Source organism: Pedomonas mirosovicensis, assembly GCF_022569295.1.
In the GTDB taxonomy this organism is placed as follows: Bacteria; Pseudomonadota; Alphaproteobacteria; order Sphingomonadales; family Sphingomonadaceae; genus Pedomonas; species Pedomonas mirosovicensis.
In genome coordinates this window covers 1,046,798-1,059,363 of record NZ_JAKFIA010000001.1, presented here as the reverse complement: position 1 = coordinate 1,059,363, position 12,566 = coordinate 1,046,798, and the positions used below count along the sequence as shown (strand labels likewise).

Genomic DNA, 12,566 nt, shown 5'->3' with positions numbered 1-12,566 from the left:
ACCTGCCTCTTGAGGCCCAGCCCCTTGAGCATAGCCATACAGCCATTACTTAGGCAGCATGGCTGTACACCTCACTTCTCTGCCCGACCGCGCCGTCCTTGAGATCAAGGGGCCGGATGCCGTCCCCTTCTTGCAGGGGCTCGTCACCAATGATGTGACCAAGGTCTCGCCCGCAACGCCGGCGTGGGCGGCCCTGCTCTCCCCGCAGGGCAAGTACCTGTTCGATTTCCTGCTCTTCGCCAATGAAGGCGGCGACGGCTTCCTGCTCGATGCGGAAGCCGGACGCGCCGAGATGCTGGCCAAGCGCCTCACCATGTACCGCCTGCGCGCGCACGTTGAGATTACTCCCCGGCGGGACCTCGCCGTCTACGCCGCCTGGGGCGATGGCCCCATGCCTGAAAACGCGGTTGCCGACCCCCGCCTGCCCGCGCTTGGGACTCGCTGGATCGCCGCACCCGGCCTTGAGGCCACCGCCACGCCGGAGGATTATGACCACCACCGGCTGGCGCTGGGCGTGCCCGATGGCAGCCGCGACATCGCGGTCGACAAGATGCTGTGGCTGGAGGCGAACGCTGCCGAGCTGAACGGCGTTGATTTTCGCAAGGGCTGCTACGTGGGGCAGGAAAACACCGCCCGCATGTATCACCGCTCCAAGGTCCGCAAGCGGCTGTTGCCCGTCCGCCTGTCCGCCGAACCGGGCGAGGACCCCACCCTCCGCACGCCGGACGGCAAGGACGCGGGCGAGCTTCGCAGCCATCGCGATGGGCTGGGCCTTGCCTTCCTCCGCATGGAATATGTGGAGCAGCGCAGCCCTCTCGTCCTCGGCGGTACGCCGGTGGAGGTCGTCACGCCCGTCTGGCTGCCCGAGGTCCCCGACGCAGGCGCTTGACCGCAACAAGCCTTGCGGTAGCTTGGGCGCATGGCAAAGCGCAAATCCAAACCCGACCTGAAGCACGACAAGAAGCTGATCGGCCTCGTGGCCATCGCGCTTGGCGTCATCGTGGTGCTGTTTGTCCTCAGCGAGGTCACGGTCTGAACCGCGGCCCGCTGAGCAGCGATGAACACGGAAAAGCCCCGGCTGCGCGCCGCAACCGGGGCCTCTTCCATGGTGCGCTTCAGCAACTGGACGCGACTTTACGCAACCATCACTTCACGCAACGCGACTGTGTGAACGCAACACAACCTAAACGGGTTCATATACTGGCAGTATTCACCGCTTCTTCGATGCGAGCGCCGATGTCCGCATCGATGTTCCGCCAGTATTGGAAGGCGCGGGCGCGCACCGGCTCCTTCACGTCGAGCAGGCTGCCAGCCACGGTCTCCACCAGAGCCGCGCGCTGGGCGTCGTCCATCACCTCGCGCACCAGAATACCCGCCTGCGAGAAGTCATCATCACCCTCGCGCAGCGTATAGGCGCTGCGAACCATGGCGCCGTCCGCCTCCCAGCCGTTCTCAACGGGTCCGGTCTGGTCAGACCACGGGCGGCCGAAGCTGTTGGTGGCATAGACCGGGGCGCTGCCGGAGTGGTGGTAAGCCATCGGGCCGTCGAACATGTAGGTGTTCACCGGGCACTTGGGCTGGTTCACCGGCAGCTGGTGGAAGTTCGCGCCGATACGGTTGCGCTGGGCATCCGCATAGGCGAACGAGCGGGCCAGCAGCATCCGGTCCGGCGACAGGCCGATGCCCGGCACCGTGTTGCCCGGTGAGAACGCCGCCTGCTCTATTTGCGCGAAGAAGTTCTCCGGGTTGCGGTTCAGCGTCAGCACGCCCACCGGGATCAGCGGGAAGTCCTTCTTCGGCCAGGTCTTGGTGAGATCAAACGGGTTGATGCGGTAGGTCTTGGCCACCTCATAGGGCATCACCTGCACCGAGAGCGTCCACTTCGGGAACTCGCCCCGCTCGATCGCGTCGAACAGATCGCGGCGGTGGAAATCCGCATCCACGCCCGACATGGCCGTCGCTTCCTCGTTCGAGAAGAACTTCAGGCCCTGCTGGGTGTGGAAGTGGTACTTCACCCAGAACTTCTCGCCCTTGTCGTTCACCCACATGTAGGTGTGCGAGCCGTAGCCGTTCATGTGCCGCCAGGTGCGCGGCAGGCCGCGCTGGCCCATCACATAGGTCACCTGGTGGGCGGACTCGGGGTTATTGGTCCAGAAGTCCCACTGCATGGTGGCATCGCGCAGGCCCGAGGCAGGCAGGCGCTTCTGACTGCGGATGAAGTGGGGGAACTTCATCGGGTCGCGCAGGAAGAACACCGGCGTATTGTTGCCGACGAGGTCGTAGTTGCCCTCGCTGGTATAAAACTTCAGCGAGAAGCCGCGCACGTCCCGCCAAGTGTCCGGGCTGCCCTGCTCACCGGCCACCGTCGAGAAGCGCAGCAGCACCTCCGTCGTCACGCCCGGCTGGAACAGCGCCGCCTTGGTGTAGGCCGACACGTCCTCCGTCGTCTCGAACACGCCGAACGCGCCCGAACCCTTGGCATGCGGTTGCCGCTCGATGGTCTTCTCGCGGTTGAAGTGGGCCAGCTGCTCGATCAGGTGCACGTCGTGCAGCAAAATCGGGCCATCCGCGCCGAGGGTCAGCGAATTGCGGTCGTTGATGGCAGGCGCGCCGGCGCCGGTCGTGGAAGCGGCTGCGGCGGCATAGGGGCAGGTGCGCTGGTCAGACATGAATACTCTCCTCGAAAGGGGGCGCGGAAGGGAAACCATCAGGGGACCCAGCCCCCTCCGCCTCAAACTCTATAAATGGAATTTATCAATTAATGGCCCTCGAGCGCAACAGTCCTTGGCCGGAATTAATTTGATTTCTGTGATAGAAATGGCCGATTATCGGCCGTATTTGCCAAAAATCGAGCGACATAGGCGATTAAACCGCCCGCCAGCACGAAGCTGGACGATTATATAAATCGTATTATTCGATTAAAAAACAGAAGGTCCCGTGCGCGGAGGCGCCCAGAGTCTCAACACCCCCTGCACTCCCTTGCGCTTTTCGAGGTGCATCCGGCCTATCGGCCTCGCCTGCTGAAACATGGGTCGAAGGGCGCGACGGCCGATGACAGACACGGCCCGACGAATCGAATGGGATGCAGGGGTCCAAGCCCCCTGCAAAAAGTCGGTCTGAAACAGAAAAGCCCCGGCGGGATCTCTCCAGCCGGGGCCTGCCTGTTCCGTCAGCGGCAAGCCGTTAGATGTGGATCGGCTTGCCGTGGGCGGCCATGGCCGCTTCCTTCAGCGCTTCCGAGTGGGTCGGGTGCGCGTGGCAGGTGAGCGCAATGTCCTCGGAGGATGCGCCGAATTCCATCGCCTGCGCGGCCTGGGCGATCATGGTGCCCGCCAGCGAGCCGACGATGTGAACGCCAAGCACCCGGTCGGTCTGGGCATCGGCCAGCACCTTCACGAAGCCCAGCGTGTCGTGGTTGGCCTTGGCGCGGCTGTTGGCCATGAACGGGAACTTGCCCGCCTTGTACTTGATGCCCGCCGCCTTCAGCTCTTCTTCCGAGCGGCCGACGCTGGCCACTTCCGGCATGGTGTAGACGACCGACGGGATGACCTCGTGGTTCACGATGCCATTGAGACCGGCGAGGTTGTCGGCGCAGGCCACGCCCTCGTCTTCCGCCTTGTGGGCGAGCATCGGGCCGGGGATGGCATCGCCGATGGCATAGACGCCCGCCACGTTGGTGGAGAAGTCGTGGCCCACCTTCACGCGGCCGCGCTCATCGAGCGCCACGCCGATCTTGTCGAGGCCCAGGCCATCGAGGAATGGACGGCGGCCAATCGACATCAGCACCACGTCGCACTTGATCTCCTGCGCCTCGCCGCCCTTGGCCGGCTCCACGCGCACCACGGCGCCGCGGTTCTTGCCCTTGGCGTCCACCTCGACGGCGACGACCTTGGTCGAGGTGAGAATTTCCATGCCCTGCTTCTTGAGGATCTTGGCGGTTTCCTTGGAAACCTCGCCGTCCATGGTCGGCAGGATGCGGTCGAGGTATTCAACGACCGTCACCTTCGCGCCGAGGCGGCGCCACACCGAGCCCAGCTCCAGGCCGATGACGCCGCCGCCGATGACGACCATGTGCTCCGGCACCTTCGGCAGCGAAAGCGCCTCGGTCGAGCTGACGACGACTTCGCCGTCAATGGCGACGCCCGGCAGGCTGATGACGTCCGAGCCGGTGGCGATGATGGTGTTCTTGGTGGTGACGGTGCGCGTCACACCGTCAGCGGCTTCCACCTCGATGGTGTGGGCATCCTGGAAGCGGCCGTAGCCCTTGATCCACTCCACCTTGTTCTTCTTGAACAGGAACTCGATGCCGCCGGTCAGCTGCTTTACGGCGCTGTCCTTCTCGGCCAGCATGGCATCCAGATCGAACTTCGCGCCCTTCACCGAAATGCCGAGGGCCTTCAGGTGGTCGCCCGCCACTTCCTCGAACTTCTCGGAGGCGTGCAGCAGCGCCTTTGACGGAATGCAGCCGACATTGAGGCAGGTGCCGCCCAGCGTTTCGCGCTTTTCGATGCAGGCCACCTTCAGGCCGTTCTGCGCGGCCCGGATGGCGGCCACGTAACCGCCGGGACCTGCGCCAATCACCACCACGTCAAAGTCGTACGCCATGTTCTATCCTCGCTCACCAGCCGGAAAGGATGCCCCGTGCGGGGCCGGTCCACCGGCTCTTCTCAGAAAAGGCGGGCCTGTTCAATGCCGCAACAGCCGCATCAGGCCGCCTTGAGATCTTTCCAAAACGGAAGCGGCTCCGATCAGCAAGGACCGGAGCCGCCGCATGTTCAATGCCGCGTCCAGGCCCGCTTACATGTCGAGCAGCAGGCGGGTCGGGTCCTCGATCGCTTCCTTCACGCGCACCAGGAACGTCACGGCCTCGCGGCCGTCAATGATGCGGTGGTCGTAGGACAGCGCCAGGTACATCATCGGGCGGATGACGATCTGGCCGTCGCGCACAACCGGGCGTTCCTCGATGCGGTGCATGCCGAGGATGCCCGCCTGCGGCGGCGACAGGATCGGGGTGGACAGCATGGAGCCGAACACGCCGCCGTTGGTGATGGTGAAGGTGCCGCCCTGCATTTCCTCCAGCTTCAGCTGGCCGGTCTTGGAGCGCTTGCCGAAGTCGGCGATGGTGGTCTCCACGTCCGCGAACGACATCTTGTCGGCGTTCCGCAGGATGGGAACCACGAGGCCGTTCGGAGCAGAAACCGCAACGCCGACATCGGCGTAGTTGCGGTAGACCAGCTCGTCGCCCTCGATGGAGGCGTTGACCGCCGGCACTTCCTTCAGCGCCAGGGTGCAGGCCTTCACGAAGAAGCCCATGAAGCCGAGGCGGATGTTGTGCTTCTTCTCGAACAGGTCCTTGTACTTGGCGCGGGCTTCGATGACCGCCGACATGTCCACGTCGTTGAAGGTGGTCAGCATCGCAGCGGTGTTCTGCGATTCCTTCAGGCGGCGCGCGATGGTCTGGCGCATGCGGCTCATCTTCACGCGCTCTTCGACGCGCTCAGCGGCAGCCGGAGCTGCAGCAGCGGCCGGAGCCGCGCCGGCGGCGGCGCGCTGACGGGCGGTGCCCTTCTCGATCGCGCTCAGCACGTCTTCCTTGGTCAGGCGGCCGTCCTTGCCGGTGCCGGAAATGGACGCCGGATCGAGGTTGTAGTCCTCGATGATCTTGCGAACCGCAGGCGCGATGGCGACCAGGTCAGCCGCGGGAGCAGCAGCCGGAGCCGGAGTGGCGGCAGGCGCCGGAGCGGCGGCCGGGGCCGGCGCAGCTTCTGCCTTCGGCGCGGCGGCCGGAGCAGCAGCGGGTGCCGGAGCAGCGGCAGGGGCCGGGGCAGCGGCACCGGCCTTGGCGGTTTCGTCGATCTGGGCGACGACCGCGCCCACCTCGACCGTGGCGCCCGCATCCTGCGAGATCGCGGTCAGCACGCCGGCAACCGGCGCGTTCAGCTCGACCGCAACCTTGTCGGTCTCGAGGCTTGCAATGGGCTCGTCCTGGTTCACGTAATCGCCGGGCTTCTTGAGCCATTCGGCGATGGTGGCCTCAGTGATCGACTCGCCGAGCGTCGGGATCTTGACGTCCGTGGCCATGATGTACTCGCTCCTATACCAAATTTATGCGTCGAGGGCGTCGGCCACCAGACGGGCCTGTTCCTCGGCGTGACGTTTCGCAAAACCGGTCGCGGTTGCCGCCGCTGCCGCGCGGCCGGCATAAACCGGACGGTTCGGCTTCGCGCCCTGCTCGACCAGAACTTCTTCGATGAGCGGATTGATGAAGGACCAGGCCCCCATGTTCTTCGGCTCTTCCTGCGCCCACACCACCGTCTTCAGGCTCGGGAAGCGGGCCACCACTTCGCCGATGGCCTGCGCCGGGAACGGATAAAGCTGTTCCACGCGCAGGATATAGGTGTCGTCCTGACCGCGGCGGTCGCGCTCCTCCAGCAGGTCGTAGTAGACCTTGCCGGTGCACAGCACGAGGCGGGTGATCTGGTTGTCCGGCTTCAGCTTCAGATCGCTGACGCGGCCCAGCTCCGCATCGTCCGGCAGGACGCGGTGGAACTGGGTGCCGTCAAGGAAGTCCTCGACGCGCGAGATCGCCTTCTTGTGACGCAGCAGCGACTTGGGCGTCATCATCACCAGCGGCTTGCGGAAGGCGCGGTGCAGCTGACGCCGCAGGATGTGGAAGTAGTTGGCCGGCGTCGTGCAGTTGGCCACCTGCATGTTGTCCTCGGCGCACAGCTGGAGGTAGCGCTCCAGGCGGGCGGAGGAGTGCTCGGGGCCCTGGCCCTCGTAGCCGTGCGGCAGCAGCAGCACGAGGCCGCTGGCGCGCAGCCACTTCACTTCCGAGGACGACAGATACTGGTCGATGATGATCTGCGCGCCGTTGGCGAAGTCGCCGAACTGGGCTTCCCACAGGGTCAGCCAGTTGGGCTCGGCCAGCGAGAAGCCGTACTCGTAGCCCATGACGCCGTACTCGGAAAGGACGGACTCATAAACCTCGTAGTTCGGGCTGATCTGCGTCAGCGGGATGTACTTCTCTTCCGTCTCCTGATCGGTGAAGACCGCGTGACGGTGGGAGAAGGTGCCGCGGCCGACGTCCTGCCCCGAAAGGCGGACGCCGAAGCCTTCCTTCAAGAGCGTGCCGAAGGCCAGCTGCTCGGCGGTCGCCCAATCGATGCCGTCGCCGGTTTCCAGCGCCTGGGCGCGAGCCTTGATGACGCGTTCCAGCGTGCGGTGGATTTTGAAGCTCTCCGGCCAGGTGGTCATCACCTTGCCGACTTCCGCCAGCGCATTCTTCGCCACGCCGGTGTCGGCGCTGCGGCGGCCGTTCACGCCCTCGACCGGGCGATGCAGGCCCGACCAGCGGCCTTCGAACCAGTCCGCCTTGTTGGGCTTGTAGCCCTTGGCGGCCTCGAACTCATCCTCCAGACGGGAGACATAGGCGTCTTCCATCGCCTTAGCCTGCTCGTCGGTGACGACGCCCTGCCCCTTCAGCCGCTCGGTATAGACGGCCGAGACGAACGGATGGCTCTTGATGGCGGCGTACATCTTCGGCTGGGTGAAGCCCGGCTCGTCGGCCTCGTTGTGGCCGAAGCGGCGGTAGCACCACATGTCGATGACAACGTCGCGCTTGAAGGTCTGGCGGAACTCGGTGGCGATCTTGGTGGCGTAGACCACCGCTTCCGGATCGTCGCCGTTCACGTGGAAGATCGGCGCCTGCACCATCTTCGCCACATCCGAGGGATACGGCGAGGAACGGGCGAACTTCGGCGAGGTGGTGAAGCCCACCTGGTTGTTCACGATGAAGTGGATGGTGCCGCCGGTGTTGTAGCCCGGCACGCCCGACATGGCGAAGCACTCGGCCACCACGCCCTGGCCTGCGAAGGCGGCATCGCCGTGCAGCAGCACCGGCAGAACCTTGGTGCGCTCCTTGTCGCCGCGCTGGGTCTGCTTGGCGCGCACGCGGCCCAGCACCACCGGATTGACGGTTTCCAGGTGCGACGGGTTCGGCGTCAGCGACAGGTGAACCATGTTGCCGTCGAAGCCGCGGTCGGTGGAGGTGCCGAGGTGATACTTCACGTCGCCCGAGCCGCCCACTTCGTCCGGCTGCGAGGAGCCGCCCGCGAATTCGTGGAACAGCTGGCGGAACGGCTTCTGCATCACGTTGGTGAGCACGTTGAGACGGCCGCGGTGCGGCATGCCGATCACGATTTCCTCAACGCCGAGCGCGCCGCCCACCTTGATGACGGATTCCATCGCCGGGATCAGCGACTCGCCGCCGTCCAGGCCGAAGCGCTTGGTGCCGACGTACTTGCGGGCGAGGAACTTCTCGAAGCTCTCGGCCTCGATCAGCTTGTTGAGAATGGCGAGCTTGCCCTCGGCCGTGAAGTACACGTCCTTTTCCGGGCCCTCGAAGCGCTCCTGCAGCCAACGACGCTCTTCGATGTCGTTGATGTGCATGTATTCGAGCGCGATGTTGCCGCAGTAATTGCGGCACAGCGTCTGGTGGATCTGGCGAATCGTCGCCGTCTCGAAGCCAAGGAGGCCGCCGATGTAGATCGGGCGGTCCATGTCGTTCGGGCCGAAGCCGTAGAAGCTCGGCTGGAGTTCCGGGTGCTCCGCGCGCATCTCGATGCCGAGCGGATCGAGCGTTGCCGCCAGGTGGCCGCGCACGCGGTAGACGCGGATGAAGGTGAAGGCCTGCAGCGTGTCGTGCGCCGCGCGGCGGATATCCTCGGCGGAAACACCGGCAGCAGGAGCTGCCACGGCGGCCGGGGCCTCTTTACCCTTGCCCTTGGCCGGCTTCGGCTCCAGGGCCATCTGGGTGGGATCGAGCGCCTGCGTCAGCGAGTCGTTGGGCTGGAGCGGCCAGTTGCTGCGCTGCCAGGACGGCCCGGCCTTGGTTGCGCCTGCCGCCAGCTCGAGGCCGGCGAAGTAACGCTGCCAGCTCGGATCAACCGAATTCCGGTCAGCCTGGTACTTTTCGTACAAGGCTTCAATGAAGGCTGCACTGGCACCTTCGATGCCTTGGGGAAGATCGCCTTCGTAACCCATTGCGACTCTGCTCCTTAATCCGGTGCGCGTACATCCGGCGCACCAAAACGAGCCTATCGTGAAATTGGGCCGTTCGCGACCGACAGGCGCATCGCGAACGGCCAAGCCGGTCTGTTCCGGTCCGATCTCCCCCCAATCGAACCGGAACAGTGTTAATTTAGCCCTTCAGCACCTCGAGAAGCGTGGTGCCGAGCTGCGACGGGCTGTCGGCGACAACGATGCCAGCGGAACGCATGGCCTCGATCTTGTCTTCCGCCTTGCCCTTGCCGCCGGAGACGATGGCGCCGGCGTGGCCCATGCGGCGGCCCGGAGGCGCCGTGCGGCCCGCGATGAAGCCCACCGTCGGCTTCTTGATCTTGGACGACTTGAGGAGGGCAGCGCCCTGCTCTTCCGCGTCGCCGCCGATCTCGCCGATCATGATGATGGACTCGGTTTCCGGGTCGGCCAGGAACATCTCCAGCACGTCAACGAAGTTGGTGCCGTTGACCGGGTCGCCGCCGATGCCGACTGCGGTCGACTGGCCGAGGCCAACCGCCGAGGTCTGGAACACGGCTTCGTAGGTCAGCGTGCCCGAACGGGAGACGACGCCCACCTTGCCCTTCTTGAAGATGTTGCCCGGCATGATGCCGATCTTGCACTCGTCCGGGGTCAGGAGACCCGGGCAGTTCGGGCCGATCAGGCGGGTCTTGGAGCCGGCCAGGGCGCGCTTCACGCGCACCATGTCGAGCACCGGAATGCCCTCGGTGATGCAGACGACGAGGGGGATCTCGGCGTCGATCGCCTCGAGGATCGCGTCGGCCGCGCCGGCGGGCGGCACGTAGATCACGGAGGCGTCAGCGCCGGTCACGTCCTTGGCCTCGGCCACGGTGTTGAACACCGGCAGGCCGAGGTGCGTGGTGCCGCCCTTGCCCGGCGCGGTGCCACCGACCATCCGCGTACCATAGGCAATCGCCGCCTCGGAGTGGAAGGTGCCCTGCTTGCCGGTGAAGCCCTGGCAGATGACCTTCGTCTCTTTATTGATGAGAATTGCCATGGTTTACGCCGCCTTCTTTACTGCTGCCACGATCTTCTGGGCGGCATCGCCCAGGTCGTCGGCCGGAATGATCGGCAGGCCGGAATCGCGCATGATCTGCTTGCCGAGTTCAACGTTGGTGCCCTCGAGGCGCACCACCAGCGGCACGGAGAGGCTCACTTCGCGAGCCGCCGCCACCACGCCTTCCGCGATGATGTCGCAGCGCATGATGCCGCCGAAGATGTTGACCAGAATGCCCTTCACCTGCGGGTCGGACAGAATGATCTTGAACGCCGCCGTCACCTTCTCCTTGGAAGCGCCGCCGCCAACGTCAAGGAAGTTGGCCGGTTCGCCGCCGGAGAGCTTGATGATGTCCATGGTCGCCATGGCGAGGCCCGCGCCGTTCACCATGCAGCCGATGTTGCCGTCGAGCGCGATGTAGGAGAGATCGAACTTGGAAGCCTCGACTTCCTTCGGATCCTCTTCCGTCAGGTCGCGCAGGGCAACGACTTCCGGGTGCCGGAACAGGGCGTTGGAGTCGAAGCTCATCTTCGCGTCCAGCACCTTGATCTGGTTGTCGGCGGTGATGACCAGCGGGTTGACCTCGAGCATGGAGCTGTCGGTCGCAACGAAGGCGTTGTACAGCTTCGTCACCACGTCGACGCCCTGCTTGAACAGGTCGCCGGAGAGGCCGAGAGCGAACGCCACCTTGCGGGCGTGGAAGCCCTGCATGCCCATCACCGGGTCGATATCGACGGTGACGATCTTCTCCGGGGTGTGCTCGGCCACCTCTTCGATGTCCATGCCGCCCTCGGTCGAGGCGATGACGGCGACGTGGCCGGTCGCGCGGTCGACCAGCATGGAGAGATAGAGTTCCTTGGCGATGTCGACGCCGTCGGTGATGTAGACGCGGCCGACTTCCTTGCCGGCGGGGCCCGTCTGCACGGTGACGAGGGTCTTGCCCAGCATCTCGGAGGCGTGCTGGCGGACCTCGTCGATCGAACGGGCCAGGCGCACGCCGCCCTTGGCGTCCGGGGCCGCGCCCACGAACTTGCCCTTGCCGCGGCCGCCCGCGTGGATCTGCGCTTTCACCACATAGATCGGCCCAGGCAGTTTCTCGGCTGCAGCTGCGGCTTCGTCAGCGGTGAAGGCGGCATAACCCGCCGGAACCGGCACGCCGAATTTGGCGAGCAGTTCCTTCGCCTGATACTCATGAATGTTCATCGATGCTTACGCCTTCTTCTTGGGACGACCACGTTTTTTCGGAGCTTCGGCGACGGGCGCCGGGGCAACCGCCGCCTTCACTGCCTTAGCGGGACGGCCTCGTTTGGCCAAAGCCTTGGGCTGGGCCGGAGCCGCCGCCTGCGCGGGGGCTTCGACTGTCGCGGGAGCCTTGGCCTTTACAACTCTGGCGGCCTTGCCGCCATTCAGGGCCTTGGCCGGCTTGCCGTTGTTCAGGGATTTGACGGCCTTGCCGCCGGCCAGGGTCGGATCGATCTGCTTGCACGACGCCACCAGGCTACGCACGGCGTTGACCGAGTTCTGGAACATCTTCCGCTCGGCAGCCTTCAGTTCGATCTCGACAATTCTCTCGACGCCGCCCTCGCCAATGATGACCGGCACGCCGACGTACAGTCCGTCCTGGCCGTACTGGCCATCGATATAGGCGGCGCAGGGCAGCAGCCGCTTCTTGTCCTTGAGGTAGCTCTCGGCCATCTGCACGGCGGAGGCCGCCGGAGCGTAGTAGGCCGAGCCGGTCTTGAGCAGGCCGACGATCTCGGCGCCGCCATCGCGGGTGCGCTGCACGATCTGGTCCAGGCGCTCCTGGGTGGTCCAGCCCATCTTCACGAGATCGGGCACCGGAATGCCGGCAACGGTCGAATAGCGGGTCAGCGGCACCATGGTGTCGCCGTGGCCGCCCAGCACGAAGGCGGTCACGTCCTCGACCGACACGTTGAATTCCTCGGCGAGGAAATAGCGGAAGCGGGCCGAGTCCAGCACGCCCGCCATGCCCACCACCTTGTTGTGCGGCAGGCCGGAGAATTCGCGCAGCGCCCACACCATCGCATCGAGCGGGTTGGTGATGCAGATGACGAACGCCTTGGGCGCATAGCGGCGGATGCCCTCGCCCACCGCCTTCATCACCTTGAGGTTGATGCCGAGCAGATCGTCGCGGCTCATGCCGGGCTTGCGCGGCACGCCGGCGGTCACGATGCAGACATCGGCGCCCTTGATGGCCTTGTAGTCGTTGGCGCCGACCAGTTTCACGTCGAAGCCGTCAACCGGGGACGACTCGGCAATATCGAGGGACTTTCCTTGGGGCAGGCCTTCGGCAATGTCGAACATCACCACATCGCCCAGCTCTTTCAGGCCGATCAGATGGGCGAGCGTGCCGCCAATCATGCCGCTGCCTATCAGCGCAATTTTTTTGCGTGCCATGAAAGCCCCTATCATGACTGCCATACAAACAGACGGGCCAAACGTAACGTTTGCCCAAACGGCCGTGGGA

At 65.0% G+C, this 12,566-nt stretch carries 7 protein-coding genes and 1 pseudogene; 1 reads left to right on the top strand and 7 read right to left on the bottom strand.

What is annotated here, in order from left to right:
* Positions 1-58 precede the first annotated feature (58 nt).
* On the top strand, positions 59-889 hold the full coding sequence (gene ygfZ / locus L0C21_RS04990; RefSeq protein WP_259277308.1) for a CAF17-like 4Fe-4S cluster assembly/insertion protein YgfZ: 831 nt from the start codon (positions 59-61) through the stop codon (positions 887-889).
* A 304-nt stretch (positions 890-1,193) separates the two neighbouring features.
* Here the strand turns inward: ygfZ and L0C21_RS04985 are convergent, their stop codons facing one another.
* The 7 genes and pseudogenes from L0C21_RS04985 to mdh form a co-directional block, all read right to left on the bottom strand.
* On the bottom strand, positions 1,194-2,669 hold the full coding sequence (locus tag L0C21_RS04985) for a catalase (RefSeq protein WP_259277307.1): 1,476 nt from the start codon (positions 2,667-2,669) through the stop codon (positions 1,194-1,196).
* A gap of 514 nt (positions 2,670-3,183) precedes the next feature.
* On the bottom strand, positions 3,184-4,605 hold the full coding sequence (lpdA, locus tag L0C21_RS04980) for a dihydrolipoyl dehydrogenase (RefSeq protein WP_259277306.1): 1,422 nt from the start codon (positions 4,603-4,605) through the stop codon (positions 3,184-3,186).
* A 192-nt stretch (positions 4,606-4,797) separates the two neighbouring features.
* Entirely contained in the window at positions 4,798-6,081 is a 1,284-nt protein-coding gene (gene odhB, locus L0C21_RS04975; RefSeq protein ID WP_259277305.1) for a 2-oxoglutarate dehydrogenase complex dihydrolipoyllysine-residue succinyltransferase, read from the bottom strand.
* Between the two features lie 24 nt (positions 6,082-6,105).
* Positions 6,106-9,045, bottom strand: coding sequence for a 2-oxoglutarate dehydrogenase E1 component (locus tag L0C21_RS04970; protein ID WP_259277304.1), 2,940 nt, complete (start codon positions 9,043-9,045; stop codon positions 6,106-6,108).
* A 157-nt stretch (positions 9,046-9,202) separates the two neighbouring features.
* Positions 9,203-10,078, bottom strand: a complete 876-nt coding sequence (gene sucD / locus L0C21_RS04965) for a succinate--CoA ligase subunit alpha (protein WP_259277303.1) — start codon at positions 10,076-10,078, stop codon at positions 9,203-9,205.
* A 3-nt stretch (positions 10,079-10,081) separates the two neighbouring features.
* Positions 10,082-11,281 (bottom strand): ADP-forming succinate--CoA ligase subunit beta, encoded by a 1,200-nt coding sequence (gene sucC / locus L0C21_RS04960; protein ID WP_259277302.1) that lies wholly within the window; start codon positions 11,279-11,281, stop codon positions 10,082-10,084.
* 255 nt (positions 11,282-11,536) lie between these two features.
* A pseudogene (gene mdh, locus L0C21_RS04955) lies at positions 11,537-12,496 on the bottom strand (malate dehydrogenase); the annotation flags it as partial.
* Positions 12,497-12,566 lie beyond the last annotated feature (70 nt).